General features: G+C 37.0%; 19 protein-coding genes. 14 read left to right on the forward strand and 5 right to left on the reverse strand.

Features of this window, described 5'->3' with window-relative positions; translation table 11 throughout:
• Nucleotides 1-15 precede the first annotated feature (15 nt).
• The 3 genes from ON09_RS25835 to ON09_RS02445 all read left to right on the forward strand — a co-directional run bounded on the left by ON09_RS25835 (nt 16) and on the right by ON09_RS02445 (nt 2,707).
• Nucleotides 16-453, forward strand: a complete 438-nt coding sequence (locus tag ON09_RS25835; RefSeq protein ID WP_029204060.1) for a hypothetical protein — start codon at nt 16-18, stop codon at nt 451-453.
• Between the two features lie 687 nt (nt 454-1,140).
• Nucleotides 1,141-2,100: a hypothetical protein gene (locus ON09_RS25840; protein ID WP_238533590.1), complete on the forward strand. Its 960-nt coding sequence runs from the start codon at nt 1,141-1,143 to the stop codon at nt 2,098-2,100.
• Nucleotides 2,087-2,707 (forward strand): trimeric intracellular cation channel family protein, encoded by a 621-nt coding sequence (locus ON09_RS02445; protein ID WP_010599471.1) that lies wholly within the window; start codon nt 2,087-2,089, stop codon nt 2,705-2,707. Before ON09_RS25840 ends, ON09_RS02445 begins: the two co-directional genes overlap by 14 nt.
• Nucleotides 2,708-2,761: 54 nt before the next feature.
• Here the strand turns inward: ON09_RS02445 and ON09_RS02450 are convergent, their stop codons facing one another.
• The gene (locus tag ON09_RS02450; protein ID WP_010599472.1) at nt 2,762-3,061 is read right to left on the reverse strand and encodes an FtsB family cell division protein; all 300 of its coding nucleotides are present in this window, start codon (nt 3,059-3,061) and stop codon (nt 2,762-2,764) included.
• A 107-nt stretch (nt 3,062-3,168) separates the two neighbouring features.
• Here ON09_RS02450 and ON09_RS02455 point away from each other — a divergent pair, with 107 nt between their 5' ends.
• The 7 genes from ON09_RS02455 to ON09_RS02485 all read left to right on the forward strand — a co-directional run bounded on the left by ON09_RS02455 (nt 3,169) and on the right by ON09_RS02485 (nt 14,115).
• The gene (locus ON09_RS02455) at nt 3,169-3,747 is read left to right on the forward strand and encodes an RNA polymerase sigma factor (RefSeq protein ID WP_010599473.1); all 579 of its coding nucleotides are present in this window, start codon (nt 3,169-3,171) and stop codon (nt 3,745-3,747) included.
• 145 nt (nt 3,748-3,892) lie between these two features.
• Nucleotides 3,893-5,044 carry a FecR family protein gene (locus tag ON09_RS02460; protein ID WP_010599474.1) on the forward strand — a complete coding sequence of 384 codons (1,152 nt, stop codon included), beginning with the start codon at nt 3,893-3,895 and terminating at the stop codon, nt 5,042-5,044.
• Nucleotides 5,045-5,243: 199 nt separating this feature from the next.
• Nucleotides 5,244-8,123, forward strand: coding sequence for a TonB-dependent receptor (locus ON09_RS02465; RefSeq protein ID WP_029204063.1), 2,880 nt, complete (start codon nt 5,244-5,246; stop codon nt 8,121-8,123).
• Nucleotides 8,124-8,171: 48 nt separating this feature from the next.
• Nucleotides 8,172-8,510 (forward strand): TonB-dependent receptor, encoded by a 339-nt coding sequence (locus ON09_RS26560; RefSeq protein WP_010599476.1) that lies wholly within the window; start codon nt 8,172-8,174, stop codon nt 8,508-8,510.
• An 18-nt stretch (nt 8,511-8,528) separates the two neighbouring features.
• Entirely contained in the window at nt 8,529-10,175 is a 1,647-nt protein-coding gene (locus ON09_RS02475) for a RagB/SusD family nutrient uptake outer membrane protein (RefSeq protein ID WP_010599477.1), read from the forward strand.
• 87 nt (nt 10,176-10,262) lie between these two features.
• On the forward strand, nt 10,263-11,846 hold the full coding sequence (locus ON09_RS02480; protein ID WP_010599478.1) for a discoidin domain-containing protein: 1,584 nt from the start codon (nt 10,263-10,265) through the stop codon (nt 11,844-11,846).
• A 94-nt stretch (nt 11,847-11,940) separates the two neighbouring features.
• Complete coding sequence (locus ON09_RS02485) at nt 11,941-14,115, forward strand: alpha-N-acetylglucosaminidase (RefSeq protein ID WP_010599479.1); 2,175 nt, start codon at nt 11,941-11,943, stop codon at nt 14,113-14,115.
• Nucleotides 14,116-14,178: 63 nt separating this feature from the next.
• Here the strand turns inward: ON09_RS02485 and eno are convergent, their stop codons facing one another.
• From eno to yihA, 4 genes are all read right to left on the reverse strand, one after another.
• A complete protein-coding gene (gene eno, locus ON09_RS02490) occupies nt 14,179-15,585 on the reverse strand; it encodes a phosphopyruvate hydratase (protein ID WP_010599480.1) in 1,407 nt (468 codons plus the stop codon).
• Nucleotides 15,586-15,967: 382 nt separating this feature from the next.
• Nucleotides 15,968-17,674: a M3 family oligoendopeptidase gene (locus ON09_RS02500; protein WP_010599482.1), complete on the reverse strand. Its 1,707-nt coding sequence runs from the start codon at nt 17,672-17,674 to the stop codon at nt 15,968-15,970.
• A 154-nt stretch (nt 17,675-17,828) separates the two neighbouring features.
• Nucleotides 17,829-18,686: a UbiA-like polyprenyltransferase gene (locus ON09_RS02505; RefSeq protein WP_010599483.1), complete on the reverse strand. Its 858-nt coding sequence runs from the start codon at nt 18,684-18,686 to the stop codon at nt 17,829-17,831.
• A 234-nt stretch (nt 18,687-18,920) separates the two neighbouring features.
• On the reverse strand, nt 18,921-19,544 hold the full coding sequence (gene yihA / locus ON09_RS02510; RefSeq protein WP_010599484.1) for a ribosome biogenesis GTP-binding protein YihA/YsxC: 624 nt from the start codon (nt 19,542-19,544) through the stop codon (nt 18,921-18,923).
• Nucleotides 19,545-19,713: 169 nt separating this feature from the next.
• Here yihA and ubiE point away from each other — a divergent pair, with 169 nt between their 5' ends.
• From ubiE to ON09_RS02530, 4 genes are all read left to right on the forward strand, one after another.
• Complete coding sequence (ubiE, locus tag ON09_RS02515; RefSeq protein ID WP_010599485.1) at nt 19,714-20,445, forward strand: bifunctional demethylmenaquinone methyltransferase/2-methoxy-6-polyprenyl-1,4-benzoquinol methylase UbiE; 732 nt, start codon at nt 19,714-19,716, stop codon at nt 20,443-20,445.
• Nucleotides 20,442-21,239 (forward strand): type IX secretion/gliding motility protein PorT/SprT, encoded by a 798-nt coding sequence (gene porT / locus ON09_RS02520; protein ID WP_010599486.1) that lies wholly within the window; start codon nt 20,442-20,444, stop codon nt 21,237-21,239. The genes ubiE and porT overlap by 4 nt, the downstream gene beginning before the upstream one ends.
• Nucleotides 21,240-21,331: 92 nt before the next feature.
• Nucleotides 21,332-22,090 carry an SDR family oxidoreductase gene (locus ON09_RS02525; protein WP_010599487.1) on the forward strand — a complete coding sequence of 253 codons (759 nt, stop codon included), beginning with the start codon at nt 21,332-21,334 and terminating at the stop codon, nt 22,088-22,090.
• 80 nt (nt 22,091-22,170) lie between these two features.
• Nucleotides 22,171-22,611 carry a GatB/YqeY domain-containing protein gene (locus ON09_RS02530; protein ID WP_010599488.1) on the forward strand — a complete coding sequence of 147 codons (441 nt, stop codon included), beginning with the start codon at nt 22,171-22,173 and terminating at the stop codon, nt 22,609-22,611.
• Nucleotides 22,612-22,749: the final 138 nt, after the last annotated feature.

Consider the following 22,749-nt stretch of genomic DNA (forward strand, 5'->3'; position numbering starts at 1 on the left):
GCATCTTTATAAAATATGGATAGCTTTTTTGCTGGTACTTCTATTTTGTATTTTCTGGGTTGCCTTGCTTTGGGTATTTTGTACGCCTGGCTATTATATCGAAGAAATAAAAACCTCGACAAAAAACTCCAATATAGTTTAGCGGCACTCAGAATAATTGTTGTCACCGCTGTTGCCTGGTTGTTATTTGCTCCATTAATCAAAACACTAAACTATACGTTAGATAAGCCTGTAATCATCATTGGGCAGGATAATTCTCTTTCCGTTGGTCAGGTTAAGGCAGCTGGTTTCGACCAAAAATTATACGAACGAAATCTCAAAGCGCTACAGGATAAACTTTCAGATAAGTACGAAGTAAAAGCTTATCATTTCGCTGATTCTGTAGGCGATGGGTTCGATTTTAAAAACTTGGGAAGACTGACTGATGCAGCTTCATTTTTTACAAAAAATTAAAGACGAATATGCTAATAGAAATGTTGGGGCAATCGTTTTAGCAACTGATGGCATTTTCAATCATGGCGGAAACCCTTTGTACAGTATCAATCAGATTAATGCACCAGTTTATACTATTGCTTTGGGTGATAGCATTCCGAAAAGGGATGTGTTGATTGCGAATGTAAATTATAATAATATTGTATATCTGGATGATGATTTCACCATTGAAGTTCAGGTTCAGGCATTTCAAAGCGATGGAGAAAATACAACACTAACAGTTAGCCAGAATGGAACCAAAGTGCAGCAACAAAGCCTGGCTATTAACGGAAATTCTTTTGTGAAAACCGTCCCTGTAAAAGTACATGCAGGTAAAATAGGTGTTCAAAAATATACCGTTCAATTGAGTACGCTGCAAAACGAAATTACGACCAGAAATAACACCCAAACTTTTTATGTTGAAGTAATTGATGGCCGACAAAAAGTATTGTTGGCCGCCGCTGCGCCACATCCGGATTTAAGTGTCCTGAAGGAAGCCATTTCACTTAATAAACACTATGAGGCAAAACTTGCTCTTGCAGATGATTTAAATGCTACAGACCCATCCAAATTTGACTTAATTGTGTTATATCAGCTCCCTGATGCTCAAAATATTTCAACTTCATTTGTTCGGAAATTAACAGGTTTAAAAAACCTATCTGGTATATTTTGGGTGCGCAAAGTAATGTTAGTGCATTTAATCAAATCCAGAATCAGGTCAACCTGGCCTCTGCGAACGGTTCGGTACAGGAAGTTTATCCAAATCTTGCCAATAGCTTCACCAGCTTTAATCTATCAGAAGAGGGTCAGAAACAATTTGCAACCGTCGACCCACTATTGATGCCATTCGGCCGATTGACTGTAAATGCCAATGCCACGGCAGTTTTTAATCAGCGTATCGGCAAGGTAAATACTCAAATGCCACTATTATTTTTTACAAACGAAAATGGTTTAAAAAACGGTTACTTGATGGGAGAGGGTTTGTGGCGCTGGAAATTATCAGTTGCCGAAAATGAAGCTGATCAATCCGCCTTAAATGATTTAATTTCAAAAACTGTCCAATATCTTTCGGTTAAGGATGATAAGCGAAGATTTAAGGTATTTACATCAAAGTCAGCATACGACGAAAACGAATCAATCCAGTTCAACGCAACATTATACAACGAAAGTTACCAACCTGTAAACGAATCAGAGGTAAAATTACAGGTTAAAAATGAGGCTGGTAAAATATTCAGTTATGTGTTTTCGAAAACTGAAAATGGCTACCAACTAGATGCCGGTACCATGCCAGCCGGAAATTATTCATATGCAGCCAATACAGTTTTAGGAGGACAAAAATTTACGGCTTCAGGAAGTTTTTATGTTAATGCACTCATTGCCGAGTATCAGCAAACAACCGCAAACCATCAATTGCTCAATACCATATCTAAACAAAGTAATGGAAAGCTTTTTATGCCGTCCGATTTGCTGAAAATCGCTGATGAGATTCTGAAAAATGAGAATATCAAAACCATTAGTTATGAAGACCGTAAATACGATGAACTCATTAATATGAAATGGCTGTTTGGGCTCATTTTAACTTTACTTTCGGTTGAGTGGTTTTTACGTAAACGCAATGGAGAATTATAATATTTCTACTTCGGAGGTAATTGAAGTTTTAGGAACCATTGCCTTTGCCATCTCCGGCACTTTTAATGCCATGCAGCGTAAACTCGACCCATTTGGCGTTTTGATTATTGCATTTGTAACTGCAATAGGTGGCGGTACCGTTAGGGATTTATTGATTGGTGATACACCAGTTGCATGGATGCGGGATATGCAAACCTGCTTAATTGTCTTGTTTACTGCATTGGGCACAATGTTTTTCAAAACGCATGTACAGAAATTAAAAATTACGCTGTTCTTATTCGATAGTCTTGGCTTGGGCTTATTTACGATGGTTGGAATATTAAAAGGTATGGCATTTGGTTTAAACCCCGGGATTTGCATTGCTTTAGGAACAATTACGGGTTGCTTCGGTGGAATTATCAGAGATACTTTGCTAAACACGATTCCACTGGTGTTTAGACGAGAAATTTATGCTACAGCCTGCATTTTAGGTGGATTACTGTACTACCTGCTCATTGAAATTAATGTTGAAAGTGTGGTGGCAAAACTTGCTGTGGTCGCCTTTATTTTTGTGTTGAGAATTGTAGCCGTGAAGTTTAAGCTATCTCTGCCAAAGTTTGATTATTAAAAAACGAAATTTTAAACTTTAACTCTTGAAATCTTTCAATCCTAAAAATTCTTATTAATCTTTTTTCTCTTCATGAATGATCACAAAGACATCTTCATTATCTTTTTTCATGAAATACTTCTCACGGGCGAATTTTTCCGCAGTATTTAAATTTGTGTTTAACTCGTTTAAATCCTTTTTAACCTGAGCGGTTTCTTTTTCAAAATACTCCTTTTCCTCTTGTAATTTATTCGCCTGGCTTCGATACTCGTACTGAGACATCATATCATTTTTGTCGAAAAATAACATCCAAACTGCGAAGGCAGCAGTTGCAAGGAAATATTTATTGCGGAAAAGGTCTATTAAACGTTTCATTTTCACAAATATAAAAAAAAAACAATGATGAGTTGTTAACTTAACTCATTTTCAAAAGTAGTAGAATTTTATTGTTTTGTTATAATTTTGTTACTTTGGGGTTCCAAATGCAGAATTATTCCTTGTTTACAGATTCAGAACTTAGCGACTCCTTAATCGAGGGAGATAGGCTTGCATTTGATGAGATTTATTTACGTTATTGGAGAACGCTGCATCAAAAGGCCTGTCGGATTCTAAATGATGAAGATGAAGCTGCGGATATTATTCAGGAGGTGTTCGTATCACTTTGGCAAAGAAGAACCGAAGTTAAAGTTGCTAATTTAAAAGCTTACTTAAACCAGGCTGTAAAGTTCTCGGTACTCAAAGCCATTCGCGAGAATAAGGTAAGTGAAGATTTTTATGATAAGCTTGCCAAAATTACAGGTGATTTAGTTTTTGAAGATCCGCTGGTTTTTAAAGAAATGGGCCATCTTATTCAGCATTTAATAGATGACCTCCCGGAAGATTGCAGAACCATTTTTAATTTGAGCAGAATTGATAACTTAACCTATAAGAAAATCGCACTTCAGTTGGGTATTTCTGAAAAAACGGTAGAAAAGAAAATGTCGCTAGCTCTTAAAAATATTAAGGCAGGGCTAAGTTTAAATTTATGCCTTTTAATACTGGTTGAACATGTATTTAATTAATCATCCCGATTAATTTACATTCCTGATTATTAGTGTGTTGTCATTTTGTGTAATGGCAAATGCGTCTCTAATAATTATTTTTTTCAAATTATTTGATAATAAGCGTAGGGTGTAGCCATGTTTTTGGTACTTATATATATCTACCATGAAAAAAGACCAATTTAGAATCTTAATAGATAAATATCTGCAAAACCAGGCGACTGAGGATGAGGTTTATCTCATTGATAAATATTACGATAAACTCTCTGGCCATACAGAAAATGAAGCGTACCCACATGATACTGTGAGCGAACAAGCCTTGCTTTCTAAAATTAATCATGAAATAGATGCTATTGAAGAAAGTAAGGCTAGCACTCAAAAGCAAACAGTTAAACTATTTCCAAACTGGTTAAAAATAGCTTCGGTTTTAGCAATCATTTCATTGGCATATTATTTTTTTCAGGAAAAAAACCTCAAGGTTCAGCAAGGTGCTGTTGATTATGCCAGCAAAATTCTTCCAGGAGGAAACAAAGCTATACTTCGCCTGGGTAATGGTAAAAGTATCGATTTGACAGCCGTAAAAACAGGAAAATTAACGGCTTTCGGTAGCTCAAGTGCCAGTAAAATCCAGGTTGATGAGGTTTCATTTGCTGATGGTATTGCAGAAACCAGCGGTCCTCAGCAACTTAATGTAATAGAAGTACCTGTAGGCGGTTTTTTTAAAGTTGTATTATCAGACGGAACTAAAGTTTGGTTAAACTCGGCATCATCATTAACATTTCCGAGCGATTTTACTGGCCCACAAAGAAACGTAAAGCTTAAAGGCGAAGGGTATTTTGAAGTAGCACATCAGGCACAGAAGCCTTTTATAGTTGAAACGAACAAACAATCAGTTGAAGTTTTAGGAACCCATTTTAACGTTAATGCTTATGCTGATGAAGATCAGGTTAAAACAACTTTATTATCGGGAAGTGTGAAAGTGCGTACACCGAATAAAATGCAGTCGGCCCTCTTAAAACCAGGTGAAGCCGCAATTCTTACAGACAAAAGTTTAAGTGTTCATCAAGCTGACGTGAATCAATCTATCGATTGGATTAATGGGAGGTTTAATTTTTCCCATACAGATGTTAAATCAGTACTTCGAAAAATTGCCCGCTGGTACGATATAGAAGTTTCTTATGAAGGCGATTTTACCGGGGTTGAATTTGGAGGAAAAATATCGAAGAAAAAAAATCTAAAAGAAACCCTGAATATGCTAAGCAGAACTGGAGATGTTAAATTTAAAGTAACTGGAAGGAGGGTAGTGGTTATGCCGTAAAAATTTACAACTAACAGTAGCTTAAGCAAACCGAAAGTGCTACCAACACTTCCGGCTAAATGGCTTCGTTAAAAATGAGAACAAACAACTATTCAAACTGGTGCTGTAAGCATCTCAACTAACCAAAAACAAATATATGAAATTTAACAATTTTAAATTGTATAGGGATTCCTATGCGAAGGGCAAAATTTTGTTAACTATGAAGCTAACTGCAATATTCTTGTTCACTTTTCTTACATCTGTAGGGGCAACGTCATTTGGACAGCGAATAACTTTAACAGAAAAAAATACAACACTTGAGAAAGCACTCATTGCAATCGGTGACCAAAGTGGCTATGATGTATTATACAATTCTGCAAAAATTAAAAAAGCTAAAATTTTTAATATCAATCTACGTGATGTTACCTTACAGGAAGCCTTAAATAAATGTTTTCTGAACCAACCCTTTAATTATTCAATTGAAACGAATTCGATTGTGGTACGAGATAAAGTGTCGTCTTCTCCTACTGCAAATGCTGCAGCTGTAGATATTAAGGGGAAGGTAATTGATGAGACAAATAGTGGCCTACCTGGCGCCACCGTAAAGGTAAAGGGCACAAACGTGGCAGTGGTGACCGATAATGATGGAAAATTTTCAATTAAAAATGTAAGCGATGATGCTATTCTTCAGGTATCTTTCATCAGTTATGTCACCCAGGAGGTGAAAGTAAATGGTAAAACTGATCTGCTCATACAATTAATTGCAGAATCAGGCAGTTTGGAAGAAGTTGTAGTTTCGGCTTATGGCCAAACACAGAAAAAAGTAAGTGTTACGGCATCTATTTCCACTATTCAAACGAGAGAACTTAAACAAAGTCCGGTTGCTAACTTGAGTAATGCATTGGCTGGCCGTTTACCAGGTTTAACCAGCATTCAATCTTCGGGCATTCCAGGTGCTGATGCATCAACAATTTATATCAGAGGTATTGGAACTTACGGCGCAAACAGATCACCGCTTATTGTAATAGACGGTTTGCCAAGAGGCGATGCCAACTTTGGTGACATTGATGTAAACGAGGTTGCTTCGATTAGTATTTTAAAAGATGCTGCAGCAACTTCACTTTATGGTATACAAGGTGCAAATGGGGTAATCTTAGTAACTACTAAAAGAGGAAATGTGGGTAAAACGAATATCAGCTTCAATGCTAACTACGGTTTACAAACTCCTCAACGTCTTCCTGAAAAATTTAATAGTGTTCAGCGGGCTACTTTAGATAATATAGGCGCTCAAAATGACGGTTTAAATCCAATCTGGACAGCCAAAGAGATTGAGCTCTTCGGAAATCAAAACGATCCATATACCTATCCGGATGTAGATTGGAACGATGTAATTTTTGAGAAATATACGCCTCAACAACAGTATAATACCAATATAAGCGGCGGTAATGAAAACGTGAAGTATTTCGCCTCGTTAGGTTATTTAAATCAAGGAACCTTATTTAAAGATGCGAACGATAATAAGTATGGAGTAAAACAGAAATACGATCGCTATAATTTCAGATCAAATATTGACATCAAAGCTACCGAAATGCTTAATCTTCGGGTAGACTTAGCCTCTCGTTTAGAAAACAGAACTGGCCCTGGTCCAGGTTATGCAACTATTTTCAACTGGGTAAATCTTATTCCTAACTATGTTACGCCTGTGTATAATCCGAACGGTACTTATGCTGCAGGTAGAATAACTGCATCTGATATTAGAAATCCATTAGGTGCGCTAAAAGAAAGTGGTTATTATGACAATTACTTCAATAGCACAAACGGAACTATTGAGGCAAGCCATAAATTGGATTTCATCACAAAGGGCTTGAGCATAAAAGCATTGTACTCTTTTGAAAACTATGCTGAAAGTAATTATGCACAGTACCAACAATTTGATTCCTTTAGATATCGCAAAGATCCGGTAAGTGGCGCCGAAACCTACACGCGTTTCAGCGAGGCTTCATCGTTATCACGTGCTTATGGTACTGCTTCAACACGTTATTTTACTTATAATGCACAGTTAAATTATAACCGCGATTTTGGAAAAAATAACTTTACGGGCTTGTTGTTATTTAACAGAAATTACAACTCCCGTTCAAACGCATTACCTTCAGTATACGAAGGTTATGTAGGCAGAGTAGCGTATAATTACGACTCTAAATATTTCGGCGAATTTAACATTGGTTATAACGGTTCAGAAAATTTCCCTAAAGGAAACAGATTTGGCGTTTTCCCGGCAGTATCTGCTGGTTGGTTAATTTCAGCAGAGCCATGGTACAAATCGAAAACGGTTAACTTATTAAAATTAAGAGGATCATTTGGTTATGTGGGTAACGATAAATACAGCTCCGACATTAATTCTGTTGTAGATAGATGGTTATTCATTAGTGATTATGCCCGCAGTGGGGGTTTTGATTTTGGTACGACACCTGCTAATCCAGGCGGATACATATCTTCAAGAATTGGTAATCCGAACATTACATGGGAGCGTGCTCAAAAAATCAACTTTGGTTTAGAATCGGGTTTTTTTGATAGTCATTTAAAATTTGAGTTTGATGTTTTTAGAGATGACAGGACAAATATATTGTCGGTTCCTTTAACCATACCATCTTATCTAGGAATTAATAATCCTCCACGCGTAAATGTAGGTAGGGTAATTAACAAAGGTTTTGAAGGTTCGTTAAATTTCAATACCAATATCGATAAGCTTAATTTGTTCGGATATGTTAACTGGACTTATAACAAAAATAAAATTGTTGAAAGAGATGAACCAAATCTTGCCTATCCATATCAATCGTTAACCAATTTACCTGTTGGTTACCAGTTGGGTTATGTCGCAACCGGATTATTCAATAATCAGGCGGAAATAAACGGTGCGCCTAAGCAAACATTCGCCGGAGCCGTAAAACCAGGAGATATCCGCTATACAGATATGAATAATGATGGTATCATTAACGAAAATGACCGTGTAGCACTTCAAATCGTAAATTTCCCTACGAATGTTTTTGGGGTATCACTTGGAGCATCATACAAAGGCATTGATTTTAGTGTATTGTTCTAGGGAACGTTAGGTGGAAAAACCTATGTACCTTATCTAGGACCTAACCGATTGGCAGATATCTGGACACCAGAAACCGCGGCGACTGCCACCTATCCATTAGTACATTACTCATTAGCAGGTGGACTGAACAACAGTCAGATTAACTCTTTCTTTATTTATTCATCTGATTATTTAAAACTGAAAAACATTGAACTAGGTTATAATCTGCCTAAAACATTATTAAGCAGAATTAAAATCAACAATTTAAGGGTTTTCTTCTCCGGCTTAAACCTATTTACCTGGGATAAGTTGCCTTATGATGATTTTGACCCAGAGCAGGTAGCGAATGGAACAGCAATTTATCCAACCCAGAAAATTTACAATTTAGGTTTATCGATGTCATTTTAATCATTAATACTTTATCAAATGAAAAAAATTAAATTCTGCATAGTAACTACAGTTCTATTTGCTGTGCTATTTTCATCTTGCAAAAAAAGCTTCTTAGATCAGGTACCTAGTGATTACATCAGTGAAAAGGAAGTTTTTGGAAACATCACCAATACGGAGCTTTTTGTAAATAACTTTTATACCTATATAGGCTCATGGAATTATGGTACAGGTACTTCTTATGTAACCTCGGCCATGACAGATGAATCGAAACAAAGATGGTCTAACGGAGCCATCCTGTTTAACACGGGCTCCTGGAATCCGAGTAACTTTTCTCCATTGAGTTTAGATTGGAATAGCGCTTACGAGAAAATACGCTCCATCAATACCTTTTTGGCTAACTATGATTTAGTACCTGAAGATCCAAACGACCCATCAAGGCGTACCCGATTAAAAGGCGAGGCTTTAATGTTAAGAGGCTATTATCATTTTATGTTATATCGCGGATGGGGTAAAATTCCTTTGATGACCGCTCCATTGGCCCCGGCTACTGATGGTGATGGTGTTTTTTTAGAGCGAAGTGATTTGCCTGTAGTTGTTGCCACAATAACAAAAGACCTGGATGAAGCCATGACGCTTTTACCAGAAAAACATAGCAGCAATGGTTTATGGGGTAGAGCCACCAAAACAATTTGCATGGCTATTAAATCAAGACTTAATTTGTATTACGCAAGTAAGTTATCAAATCCTAATAATGAGTTGGGCAGATGGCAAAATGCAGCGACAGTTTCTAAACAAGCATTAGATATGGCCTTAGCAAACGGATATGCCTTGCTACCTAAATATGCAGATGTATTTCTAAGCTATGCCAATAACGAAATTATATGGGGAAGAAATATGGGAACTGGTACCGGCAGTTCAGGTATTGACCAGGTAATGCAACCATTAGGTTATAGTGGCTGGACTAATAGCGGTCCGATACAAGATTTGGTTGATGATTATGAAATGAAAACAGGTGTGCCAATTAAAGCTGCCGGTTCTGGTTGGGATCCAAAACACCCTTATAAGGATAGAGACCCTAGGTTTTACGCCACAATTTTACATCCAGGTGCAAGATGGAAAAACCGTACCATCAACATTTACAGTAACGATAAAGATAACGCAGCAGAACCAGGAACTAATTACTGGTGGAGGAAGTATATGACAGAAGGTTTAACATTGTCAACTGGTGCTGGTGGTTCAAACAAATCATTTTCATTATTCAGATTGGCAGAATTATACCTGAATTATGCCGAAGCACAAAATGAAGCTGTTGGTGCTGATTTGAATGTGTACAATGCCATCAATGCCATCAGAACCAGAGCAGGAATGCCTAACATTCCAGCTGGTTTATCGCAAGCGCAAATGAGAGAAGTTATCAGACATGAAAGAAGAATTGAATTGGTGTTTGAAGGTCATCGTTTTTGGGATGTGAGACGCTGGAAAATAGCAGAGATTGTTGATAATAAGCCAGTATTCGGCGTCAACTATACGATTGCCGGTGCTACAGATACGACCTTTACGTACTTTCAATCGCAAAACAGAGTGTTCGATGCTTCGAAACATTACCTAATGCCTGTTCCACAATCTGAAATAGATAAACTGGTTGGTAAAAATCCGGGTTTCACGCAAACACCAGGTTGGTAATATTCAAAACAAATTCATGCCATTGGGGCCGTTTTTATCATTGAAACGGCCCTTTTTTAAAGATTTACTAATTTTTAATTCATCGTTATGAAAAGAAATTATAACCTATTCTATATAGTCATCATCATTATATTAACCACTTTCGCCTGTAAAAAAGGCACAGGTGACGATAATCCGATTATTCCTCCGGTTTCGCCTCCCGTTACTGGTAATATTGTCTACAAATCTGATTATGCCTATAACTTAAATGTGGTATATTTTGTGCCAAACAATGCAATAGCTAACGCTGATTATGAGGAGAGGATTAGCAAAATTTTAATTGAAGGCCAAAAGTTTATATCAAATGGGATGAAAAGCTGGGGCTTTGGCGAAAAATCTTTTGGGTTATTAAAAAATGCAGAAAACACACGTGTAAAAATTCACTTAATTAAAGCTCCTCTAAATAGTGATGCCTATGCAAATTATCCTGCAATTGAAACTTTGGTTAAAGCCTATTTCCAACAAAACCCACAAGAGTTAAAAAGTGAACATTACCTGGTGCTAACGGCATCAAATAAAAAGTATGATGAAGGCGAAACCGATACACATGCAATACCTTATTATGGAGTAGGGCGTTGGTGTTATGCCGTAGATTTTCCAGGGTTAAAATATGAAAACTTAGGAAAACCAGGCAGTGTTGGAGACAAGGCTACTGTTTACATTGGCGGTATGTTGCACGAGTTAGGCCACGGAATTAACTTGCCGCATAACGGACCTAGCGCATCTCAAGCTGCAAATCCAGCTTTCGGGATGACATTAATGGGGTCTGGTAATTACACTTATGGAAAATCGCCCACGTTTTTGAGTTACTTCGATGCGGCTACACTTAATAATTGTCAGATTTTTAGCAAAGAAGTGAAAACATTTTATGGTGCCGTAACTTCTAAAGTTACCGAAATCGATGCCAAGTACTTAAACGGCGAAATTATCGTTTCAGGAAAATATACATCTAGCAACCCAGCCAGCCACATCACGTTTAGAAATATTGAAAGTTCTGACCCTGATGGTTATGCTTCCATTACCTTTACCACCAAGCCTGGTGCCGATAATTCGTTCAGTTTAAAAATGCCGGTATCAGAATTCATAAAAAAAGGCAATAGTAATTATACCTTGCAAATCTTTTTTCATCATGAAAACGGCACAAATACGAGTACAAGTTATGCTTATAAATTTGCTGATAATATTCCTGTAATTGATTTTGGAGACCGCACACTTCTGGCTAGAACAGGTTGGACCATCAGTGGCTTTTCTACAGCTCAGGGAAGTTTTGTTGCAACCAATGTTTTGGATGGCAATGCAAATACCTATTGGCATACCTCGTGGGATAATGCTCAGCCTCATCCGCATTTTATCACAATAAAAACGGGAGCTTCAGCGGTGACAGCTAATGGCTTGTCTATTAATACTCGGCAAGATACGCAGGCAGGTGCGGGCAAAATTAAAGATTTTAGAATTGAAACCAGTAATGATGGAACCAATTGGACTACTGTATACAACGGAACAATGGCGTTAAATGGTGTTCAATACTTTTCATTTAATGGTGCTAAAACTTTTAATTATATAAAAATTGTTTCGTTAAATGATTATTTGGGTGAGAAATTCGCTTCCTTGTCGGAAGTTAATTTGTACTAATAGTCGCTTAACATAGAAAGGAGCGTCATTATTTTTTGTGCTCCTTTCTTAAAACTACTTCAAAAGTATTTTACAGTTCAACTTTTCTATACACATGATTATTTATAAAAGAAGATTATTATTTGCAATCCTATTGCTCATTGGCTCTTCCACTATTAAGGCTCAAGATTTCAACTCGGTTAAGTCTATCGCAGAGCGAAGAGTGCCTTGGTTAGCAAAATCCCTAAAACTATCTAAACTTTTTTCCAGTGAAAAAGATGTTTTTGAACTCAGTTCTGACGGGAAAGAAGTTTTCATAGCTGCAACAAATGCAAATGCTGCTGCACAAGGATTGGGCTGGTACTTAAAATACTATTGCAATAAAAGTTTATCTCATTTGGGAAATAATCTTTCGCCGGTATCAAAATTGCCGGTCATTAAAGATAAGGTAAAAATTAGCTCTCCTTTTAAATACCGTTATGCCTTAAATTATTGCACCATTAATTATTCGTTTAGTTTTTACAGATGGGAAGATTGGGAGAAAGAATTAGATTGGATGGCGTTAAACGGCGTAAATATAATGCTGGCGCCAATGGGCACTGAACTCGTTTGGTACAATACTTTAATTAAACTGGGTTATACAGATGCCGATGCAAAAGCATTTATTCCTGGTCCGGCATTTACAGCCTGGTGGTTGATGGGAAATTTAGAAGGATGGGGCGGAACAAACAGTTTGCAATTGATGCAGCTGCAATCAAATATTCAGAAAAAGGTGCTTTCCAGAATGAAAGAATTGGAAATTGACCCGATTCTGCAAGGCTTTTATGGCATGGTGCCACATGATTTGAATAAAAAGGTTGCCGCACTAAAAGATGCACAAATTATTGACCAGGGTAATTGGGTGTTCACGGAGTTTATTCGTCCGGCTATTTTAGCTCCAACGAACGATAAGTTTAATACCGTAGCTGATGTTTATTATAGCGAACTAAAAAAACTTTACGGAAGTGATATCAAATTTTTCGGTGGAGAACCTTTTCACGAAGGAGGTAAAAAGGGCGGAGTGGATATTACTGCTGTGGCGAAAAGCGTTCAGGATGTAATGCAGAAGAACTTTCCAAACAGTACCTGGGTGTTGCAGGGATGGCAAAACAATCCGGCAGATGCACTATTGGCTGGTTTAAAAAAAGAAAACACTTTAATAATAGAACTTTTCGGTGAAAATACTTCTAATTGGGAGCAGCGAAAAGGTTATGGAGGTACAAATTTCATTTGGTCTAACGTGAGTAATTTTGGAGAAAAGAATGGCTTATATGGTCGTTTGCAACGTTTCTTAGATGAAGTTTATAGAATTAAGCAAAGCCCGTATAAAGATTACCTAAAAGGCGTAGGCATTATCCCCGAAGGAATAAATAATAATCCAGTAGCATACGATTTAATGTTGGATATTGCCTGGCGAAACGAAAAACCACCACTTGATAAATGGATTACAGATTATACCACTTACAGATACGGAAGCTACAACAAAGATGTTGCTGATGCCTGGAAAGTGTTTACAGAAACGGTTTACAGTAGTCCGGTAAATGAAAAAGGTAAAATTGTTTATCAGGAGGGCCCATCAGAAAGTATTTATTGTGCAAGACCATCGTTAAAAGTTAATCCGGTATCATCGTGGGGTACACGTAAACGCAATTACGATACTAAACTTTTTAAACAAGCTGTTGCGCTGTTTATCAAAGCTGAAACACAATTTAAAAATTCTGAAACTTACCAAACGGATAAAACGGATTTTTTAAGACAAGTAATGGCCGATAAAGGCGATCAAGCTTACGACGAATTGATTAATGCCATTCAGGCGAAAGACAAAAATGCGATAAAAGAGAAAGGTAACCATTTTCTAACCATGATTTTGCAGCAAGATAGTTTGCTCAACAATAATCATTTTTTCACTTTAAACAGATGGTTAAACCAAGCAGTAGCATTAGGGAAAGGATTGCCGGATGCGAAGAATATCTTGTTTAATGCAAAAGCGCAGATTACTTTTTGGGGTCCGGATAATAATCCAAAAACGACATTGAGAGATTATGCCCACAAAGAATGGGGAGGTTTATTATCATCTTTATATTACAACCGCTGGAAGCTTTTTATAGATGATGCCCTGAATGATAAGATCACATCGGCCAGTACTTTCTACGATATGGAAGTTAAATGGTCAAAAGATTCAAATCTATATCCAATCAAAAGATTAAATCAAAGTAAATTATTGGCAATACAGAGAAGCATATTGGAGTAGGAAGATAATGATTTGGGGTGTTTATTTTACTTGTCTGATCATCCCTTTCTTTAACCAACAGCTTCATCTTACCTTCACAAGATTGCTTCGTTCCTCGCAACGACGAAATAGTATAAAACAAAAAATGCCGCTTAAATTATTTAAGCGGCATTTTTTATAAATTAAATCGAAAATTATTTTTTCGTCGTATTTGAATTTAGAACCGATGAAACGAGCATTCTCGCCTAATTCTTCCTCAATACGTAATAATTGATTGTATTTTGCAATCCTGTCAGAACGTGAAGCTGAACCAGTTTTGATTTGACCACAGTTTAATGCAACTGCTAAATCTGCAATCGTAACATCTTCAGTTTCGCCAGAACGGTGACTCATTACCGAAGTATAGCCACTATTTTGCGCTAAAGTAACCGCGTTAATGGTTTCAGTTAAAGAACCGATTTGGTTTACTTTTACCAGGATTGAGTTTGCAGTAGCTTCATCGATACCACGTTGTAAACGCGTAACGTTAGTTACAAATAAATCATCACCTACCAATTGAACACGGTCGCCAACTTTATCAGTTAAGCTTTTCCAGCCTGTCCAGTCGTTTTCATCCATACCATCTTCGATAGAAATAATTGGATATTTTGCAGAAAGGTCAGCTAAATATTGTGCTTGCTCTTCACTAGAACGAATTACACCAGTAGCACCTTCAAATTTAGTATAATCGTATTTACCATCTTTGTAAAACTCAGATGAAGCACAATCTAAAGCTAAACAGATTTGAGAACCTGGTTTATAACCAGCCGTTTCAATTGCTTTTAAAACTGTTTCAATTGCATCTTCAGTACCATCAAAAGTAGGAGCGAAGCCACCTTCATCACCCACAGCAGTAGATAAACCTCTATCATGAAGAATTTTCTTTAAGCTATGGAAAACTTCAGTTCCCCAACGTAAAGCCTCAGAGAAAGACGGTGCACCAACTGGCATAATCATAAACTCCTGGAATGCGATAGGCGCATCAGAGTGAGAACCACCATTGATGATGTTCATCATTGGAATTGGCAAAGTATTCGCGTTAACACCACCAATATAACGGTATAAAGGCTGGCCGATTTCATCAGCAGCAGCTTTAGCAACGGCTAAAGAAACACCTAAAATTGCATTAGCACCTAAGTTACCTTTGTTTTCAGTACCATCAAGTTCCAACATTAATTTATCAATTGCGTTTTGTTCAAAAACATCGATACCTCTTAATGCCGTAGCAATTTTAGTATTTACATTTTCAACCGCTTTTAAAACGCCTTTACCTAAATATGTAGATTTATCACCATCACGCAGTTCAACGGCTTCATATTGACCAGTAGATGCACCGCTTGGTACAGCTGCACGACCAAAAGCGCCTGCTTCGGTTACTACTTCTACTTCTATTGTTGGATTTCCTCTCGAGTCGAGGATTTGTCTCGCATGGACATTAACAATTATGCTCATTTTATTTGATTTTTGTTGATTTTTTTAACCTGCTTAGTGTACAAAGTACAATTACTAAGCTTAACTTCAAAGTTAGTATATTTTTTAAATAAATAAAGCGTTTCAGCTGTTAATGTTACGATCGTAATTTTATCGTTTTGGAATCCTAAAATTTTGCATAAAAAGTATTTAAAGAACTTATTGGCGATATTAATCTGATCAAAAATTAGCTTAGCCAAAAACTATTTTTGCTGATTTTCAGTTAGCTATGTCGCATCGGTTTTAAACATAATCAGATTTTGCTGAGAATATTTATTGTAGCAAGTTAATGGCAACAAAAAAGCCGTAGTTGGTAAACTACGACTTAGATTAAAAAGTTATTGTCAGGCAGCCCGATTGGCCGTTAGTTCAATTTCTCTAGTTCTGCTTTTACAAATTCGGCCAGTTCTTTCACGTAATCTGCACTAAAATCAAATTTGATTCCTGCCGTTTCGTAAATTTCATTCATTGGTTTGGTGTAACCTAATGATAGTGCTGCTAAATATTGATCTAATGCCTTTGAAGGATTTTCTTTATAATTTTTCCAAACCGCGATAGCACCTAATTGTGCGATGGCGTATTCAATATAATAAAATGGCACTTCAAATAAGTGAAGTTGTTTTTGCCATACATTGCCAAATTGTTGTTCCAATCCGGTCCAGTCGGCAAAGCCTGCTCCAAAACGGTTGTAAATCTGTTTAAAAGTTTCTTCTCGGTCTGCTGCGGTATGGTCCGGATTGGTATAAATCCAATGTTGAAACTGATCGATTACGGCAACCCAAGGTAACGTCTTTAAAACATCGGCCAGTTGTTCTTTCTTTGCACGAATTAAATCCTCTTCATTATCGAAATAGACATCCCAATTATCCATTGAGATCAATTCCATACTCATTGAAGCCAGTTCAGCTACCTCTGACGGGCAATGCTTAAAATCATTTAATTCTAAATTGGCGGTAAGAAAAGTATGAATCGCATGACCACCTTCGTGAACCATGGTTGTTAAATCGCGAAGAGAATTGGCTGAATTCATAAATATGAAAGGTGCTCCGGTTTCTGCCAATGGATAATTATATCCACCCGGCGCTTTTCCTTTCCGGCTTTCTACGTCGAAAAGATTATTCGCCTTCATTGTAGCTAACTTTAGCCCAAGTTTTTCATCAATCGCATTAAAACAAGCAATACTTTTATCAATTAATTCTTCGCCATTATTGAAAGGTTTTAAAGCTGGTTTACCGCTTACACTCACTTCCAAATCCCAAGGCTTTAGAGTTTCTAAACCCAAAGCCTCACGGCGTTTTTCAGCTTGTTCTTTTAAAATGGGAACAATTTCCTTTTCGATGGCATTAGCAAAATCATAGCAATCCTGAGGCGTATAATCAAAGCGACCCAAAGCCTGGAACATATAATCACGGTAGTTTTCAAAACCGGCATTTAGCGCTACCTGATTCCGTAATTTAATCAGTTCATCAAACAAAATGTTTAAGTCATCCTTATCAATCAAACGACGCTGTTGAATAGTTCTCCAGGCATTTTCTCGAACTTCGCGATTTAAATCTTTAATAAATATTGATGCCTGTTCAAGTGTATATTCCTGTCCGTTGATTTCCACACTCATGGCACCAGTGATACTTTGGTATTTTTGCTGTTTCACCTGCAATTGTGTAAATAGCTCAATATTTTCCTCACGGTAAATTTCCAAAGCCTTTTTAATCGCTCTGCTGTAAACGAAAAACTTTTCTTTATCCAGATCATCCATAAATGGACTTTCGACGAATTTTTTATTCAGCTCGTTTGATAGCGGGGAAATTTTTGGCTCAATTTCTTCAGCAAAATACTGGAAGTTTTTAACCAATTCTTCATTCGCCGTGTCGCAGCTCATTTTGATATATCTCCAGGCGAAATCTTCTTCCAGGGCAGCTTCCAGTTCAGAACGATCTTTCAGCCATTGTTCCAATTCATCCACATTGTTAATTTCGCGGCTTTGCAATTCGCTAAACAGTGGCTCAAGGCTTTCCCATGTGATGGTTAGGTTATGAGGGATATATTTTCTGGTCTTTTTTTCTATAATCATGGTTTCTTTATTTGTTGCATGCGAGCATGAGTGATTGAAGGAATAATCTAAAAATATCTAAAATCTATATTTAGTTATTTTGTGAATGAACCGTTCGGTACAATATCCGCTCTTTCACAATTTATTCATTCAAACCTAATTCATATGCTGTTATTTATTTCGTTCTAATATAAGCATCAATCAAAAAGCAAATGGCAAATACTACCGATGCATAGCCATTTAAGGTTTGAAAGGCTCTGTTAACTTTACTAATATCGTTTGGTTTTACAAGCAGGTGTTGATATACCAGCATCGAGCAGAAAAATACAATTCCGACATAATAAACCCAGCTAAACTCGGTGAAAAATACTGGTAAAATAACGCAGGCTGCCGATAAAATATGGAGCAAAACCGACACATGAAGTGCATTTTTAATGCCAAGAGTTGATGGGATAGAATGTAAATTTTCCTCACGGTCGAAATCTTCATCTTGCAGGGCATAAATAATATCAAATCCACTCACCCAAAATAATACGGTTAAAGAATATAATACCGGAACCAAAGCAAAATGACCGGTGACTGCAATGTAGGCACCAATAGGGGCTAGTGATAATCCTAAACCTAAAACCAGGTGGCAAAGTGCCGTAAATCTTTTGGTATAGCTATAAAATAATACAACAAATAATGCTACTGGCGATAAATAAAAACAAAGCGGATTAATGAAATAGGTGGCAACAGAAAAAAGTACACAGTTAACAATTACAAATATCAATGCCTCTTTAGCCGAAACTTTTCCAGCCGGAATATCACGCATTTTTGTACGTGGATTTTTTGCATCAATATTTCGATCAAGGTAGCGGTTAAACGCCATGGCAGAATTTCTTGCGAAAACCATACATAGTAGAACCAAAATTAACTTATACCAGGAGAAGGGATTTTCAGTAGTGGTTACACCCAGGAAAAATCCGATCATGGCAAACGGCAAAGCAAAAACTGAGTGAGCGAATAATACGAGTGAAAAGTATTTTTTCATTGATGAGAAAGGGTTAACTATACAAATCGGTTAACTGGTTAATTGTGTTAGTTAGGTTAATGGTTTAATTGGTCATGGATGATAGCTGCAAGGGCAAAAAATCATGCTTAAAATTTAATTTTTATTAGCAGCTAAATCATACACTTTCAAGTTTAGGCAATGATCTAATAGTCATGTATTATCAAACTATAACGCATTGATCAATGAACTAATGACCAAAAAACCAATAAACATTTAAAATTTCTTATAATCTGTTGGGACAACGAAATCTTGGTTTACTTCAGTGATAAAATTTAAAACATCATCTTTCCCATTTCCTTTTTCTGCTGATGTAATAAATGTAGCCGGAATTTCCTCAAAAAATTCACCTAGTTTTTTCTTAAAAGCGGCTACGTTTTTTTGTGTAGTTGTCATCCCTTGTTTATCAGCTTTTGTAAAAATCAGCGAAAAAGGAATTTGTTTCTCTCCAAGCCAGTAACAAAACTCAATATCTATCTGCTGCGGATCTAATCTGCTGTCAATTAGCACAAAAACACATTGCAAACTTTCTCTTTTGGTAATGTAAGCCCGAATAAACTTTTCCCATTTCTCTCTGCTTGTTTTAGAAACTTTGGCGTAACCATAACCAGGTAAATCGACGATATACCATTTTTCATTTACTAAAAAATGATTAATCAATTGTGTTTTGCCAGGGCGTTGAGAAGTTTTTGCTAATCCATGCTGATTAACCAACATGTTAATTAATGAAGATTTTCCAACGTTAGAGCGGCCAATAAAAGCATACTCTGGCATAGTTGGGGGCGGTAATGCCGAAATCTGGGTGTTGCTGCAAACAAATGTTGCCGTTTTGATAACCATATTGCAAAGGTAGGGTTTTGAGTCGGAAGTGCGAAGAAGGAAGTCGGTCGTCTAAATTGCATATTCTCGTGGAAATGTAAAGTTTAAATTGTCGAACACGTTTTGATGCTGCTGACTTCGGACTCCAGGCGAAAGACTCACGACTTTTTCCCTATCTTTGCCACATATCATGAATCAGAATATCACTCCATATCAAGTAGAAGACGCAACCAAAAAAGAACAGGTTGCAACGATGTTTAATAACATTTCAGGTACTTACGATTTCCTAAACCATTTTCTTTCTCTTGGGATAGATGTTTTATGGCGTAAAATGGCGATCAAAGAACTTGTTTCTATTCAACCCAGGAATTTGCTTGATGTGGCTACCGGAACCGGCGATTTTGCTTTCGAAGCAATTAAAAAACTTCATCCGGAGAAAGTAATCGGCGTTGATATCTCTGAAGGAATGCTCGAAGTAGCTAAGAAAAAAATTAACGAACGTAGTTTAAATGAAGTTTTTACCGCTCAGGTAGGCGATTCAGAAGGCTTACATTTTGAAACCAATTCTTTTGATGCAATAACCTGTGCCTACGGTGTTCGTAACTTCGAAAATCTTGAAAAAGGTTTGGTCGATATGTACCGCGTATTGAAACCTGGCGGCAAAATGGTTATTCTGGAGTTTTCGAAGCCAAGGGTTTTTCCTGTTAAACAGCTTTACAACTTTTACTTTTTATATGTAACCCCATTCTTCGGGAAACTTTTTTCTAAAGATGCCCGGGCCTACACTTATTTACCAGAATCGGTTGCCGCTTTTCCTGATGGAAAGGATTTTACGGGGTTGATGGATAAAGTTGGTTTCAAAAGTACCAAACAAAGAATTTTAACGTTTGGAATAAGTTCAATATACGTCGGTACTAAATGATAAAAAAAATAAGCCTGATTCTTTCGTTGTGTACTTTGTCAACATTAACTTTTGCCCAAAACTGGGGAGGAGGGATAGATGATGAAGATTGGAGCTTCGGGTTTAATTTTCAATATATCTCTGCAGAATATAAAATTCTTAAAAAAGATAACTGGCGCTCACCTTTTTATGAGGTTCCAAACTCGTTAGAAGTTTCTTACGATTCGAATTCCGGTTTGCCGGTCACCAGTGCATTAAATTCCATTTCCAGTAAACCTTCGCAGGGTTTTGGTTTAGGTTTCGTGATGAACAGGAGGATAGCTGAAAATTTTGATATCAGGGCTACACCTTCATTAATTTTTAGTGATCGGGTGGTCACTTATGAATATTTACCGATGGAGTCGATCACGGTGGGGAACGGTCAAGTGAAAAATTTTCAAAGCGTTATCGACAAAAAGGTTCAGGCCACCATGTTCGAATTCCCTTTAGGGTTAAAAGTTAAGTCTAATAGAATGAATAATTTTCGGGCTTATTGGTTAGGTGGAGCAAAATATTCTATTGATATTGCTTCAAAGAAAAAATTCTTTGATGAAGGGGAAACGCCGATAAATAAATTTTTAAAGAACAGACGGAATTACCTTTCTTACGAAACCGGAATCGGATTTGACTTATTTTTCGAATATTTTAAAATGTCGCCTGAAATCAAGCTGGCGTATTCTACCAATGACCTCCTTCAGCATGATAATACCGTTTATGCAAATCCGATTGATAAGTTAAAATTACGTCAATTAACGTTCAGTTTAATTTTTCAATAGCCGTACAATTCAAAAAAACTTACCTTTGCTTGCCTATCTAAATCAAAGGCTGTTATAGCTTATTTGGTTTACTGAAGCTAAATTATTCATATATGGCTAAAATTGCATTAATTACAGGCGCAACTTCTGGTATTGGCGAGGCTTGCGCACATACTTTTGCTCAACAAGGTTATCATCTCATTCTTCTTGCCCGTCGCGAAGACAGACTTGCAAAATTGTCGCACCACTTAGCAGATAAATATGCAGTTGAAATTAAACAGGTTTTGACTGATGTTCGTGATAAAGAAAAATTATCAGCTGCGCTGGAAGTTTTACCAGCAGAATGGAAAAAGATTGATGTTTTGGTAAACAATGCGGGTTTAAGCCAGGGATTGGATCCAATTGATAAAGGAAACACTGATGATTGGGATACGATGATCGATACCAATGTAAAGGGGCTGCTTTATGTAACTAAAATTGTTTCCAACTGGATGATTCCAAACAAATCGGGTCACATTGTGAATATTGGCTCGATTGCAGGTAAAGAGGTTTATCCTAACGGAAATGTATACTGTGCAAGCAAACACGCGGTTGATGCACTGAGTAAAGGCATGCGAATCGATCTTCTGCCTCACGGTATTAAAGTTACTGAAATTAATCCCGGAATGGTAGAAACGGAATTTTCTGTTGTGCGTTTTAAAGGTGATGAAGAGCGGGCAAAAAAGGTTTACGAAAACCTGGAGCCATTAATTGCAGATGATATTGCTGATGCCATCTGGTATGTGGTTAGCCGCCCAAAGCACGTAAACATTAATGATATGTTAATTATGCCAACCGTACAGGCAACAGCTACGATTATAGATAGGAAATAGTTGTTTGGCTTTTATAGTGGCGTGGGCATTTACCTATCACTAAAAGCTAAAAGACAAAACATCCAAAAAACGAAAAACCAATGATACAAATAGATCAGGAAATAAAGAAAGCCATGTTGGCTAAAGATAACGCACAATTAAGAGGATTAAGAGCCATTAAAGCTGCGCTGCTTTTGGCTAAAACCGAGAAAGGTTCCTCAGAAGAAATCACTGAAGAAACTGAGTTGAAAATCCTACAGAAGTTAATCAAACAACGTCGCGAGTCTGCAGATATTTATAAATCTCAAAACCGTGAAGATTTATTTCAGGTAGAGGAAGAGGAAATTGCGGTGATTAATCAGTTTTTGCCTAAGCAGTTAGATAGGGCTGAAGTTGAATTGATTATTGAGCAGGTAATCAAACAATCTGGCGCTACATCGGTTAAAGATATGGGTAAGGTAATGGGCCTGGCCAACAAGGAATTGGCAGGCAAAGCTGATGGTAAATTAATTGCTGAGATTGTAAAAGAAAAGCTTGCTTAATGGAGTTGAAAGCTGAAAATTAACAGGGAAATCGAACCTTAAAATAAATTTCTTCATACACGATGTTGCGTTTAGATAATTTAAATAGGGTTTTTATACCGTTTTCAGTTTTATTTCAGAAAAATGGCATAGAAATGC

The sequence above is a fragment of the Pedobacter agri PB92 genome (assembly GCF_000258495.1).
Classification (GTDB): domain Bacteria; phylum Bacteroidota; class Bacteroidia; order Sphingobacteriales; family Sphingobacteriaceae; genus Pedobacter; species Pedobacter agri.

What these genes read in the sequence shown, in the direction of transcription:
- ON09_RS25835 (WP_029204060.1), top strand. Translation starts at nt 16, where the DNA reads ATGGATAGCTTTTTTGCTGGTACTTCTATTTTGTATTTTCTGGGTTGC.
- ON09_RS02445 (WP_010599471.1), top strand. Translation starts at nt 2,087, where the DNA reads ATGGAGAATTATAATATTTCTACTTCGGAGGTAATTGAAGTTTTAGGA.
- ON09_RS02450 (WP_010599472.1), bottom strand. Translation starts at nt 3,061, where the DNA reads ATGAAACGTTTAATAGACCTTTTCCGCAATAAATATTTCCTTGCAACT.
- ON09_RS02455 (WP_010599473.1), top strand. Translation starts at nt 3,169, where the DNA reads ATGCAGAATTATTCCTTGTTTACAGATTCAGAACTTAGCGACTCCTTA.
- ON09_RS02460 (WP_010599474.1), top strand. Translation starts at nt 3,893, where the DNA reads ATGAAAAAAGACCAATTTAGAATCTTAATAGATAAATATCTGCAAAAC.
- ON09_RS02465 (WP_029204063.1), top strand. Translation starts at nt 5,244, where the DNA reads ATGAAGCTAACTGCAATATTCTTGTTCACTTTTCTTACATCTGTAGGG.
- ON09_RS02475 (WP_010599477.1), top strand. Translation starts at nt 8,529, where the DNA reads ATGAAAAAAATTAAATTCTGCATAGTAACTACAGTTCTATTTGCTGTG.
- ON09_RS02480 (WP_010599478.1), top strand. Translation starts at nt 10,263, where the DNA reads ATGAAAAGAAATTATAACCTATTCTATATAGTCATCATCATTATATTA.
- ON09_RS02485 (WP_010599479.1), top strand. Translation starts at nt 11,941, where the DNA reads ATGATTATTTATAAAAGAAGATTATTATTTGCAATCCTATTGCTCATT.
- eno (WP_010599480.1), bottom strand. Translation starts at nt 15,585, where the DNA reads ATGAGCATAATTGTTAATGTCCATGCGAGACAAATCCTCGACTCGAGA.
- ON09_RS02500 (WP_010599482.1), bottom strand. Translation starts at nt 17,674, where the DNA reads ATGATTATAGAAAAAAAGACCAGAAAATATATCCCTCATAACCTAACC.
- ON09_RS02505 (WP_010599483.1), bottom strand. Translation starts at nt 18,686, where the DNA reads ATGAAAAAATACTTTTCACTCGTATTATTCGCTCACTCAGTTTTTGCT.
- yihA (WP_010599484.1), bottom strand. Translation starts at nt 19,544, where the DNA reads ATGGTTATCAAAACGGCAACATTTGTTTGCAGCAACACCCAGATTTCG.
- ubiE (WP_010599485.1), top strand. Translation starts at nt 19,714, where the DNA reads ATGAATCAGAATATCACTCCATATCAAGTAGAAGACGCAACCAAAAAA.
- porT (WP_010599486.1), top strand. Translation starts at nt 20,442, where the DNA reads ATGATAAAAAAAATAAGCCTGATTCTTTCGTTGTGTACTTTGTCAACA.
- ON09_RS02525 (WP_010599487.1), top strand. Translation starts at nt 21,332, where the DNA reads ATGGCTAAAATTGCATTAATTACAGGCGCAACTTCTGGTATTGGCGAG.
- ON09_RS02530 (WP_010599488.1), top strand. Translation starts at nt 22,171, where the DNA reads ATGATACAAATAGATCAGGAAATAAAGAAAGCCATGTTGGCTAAAGAT.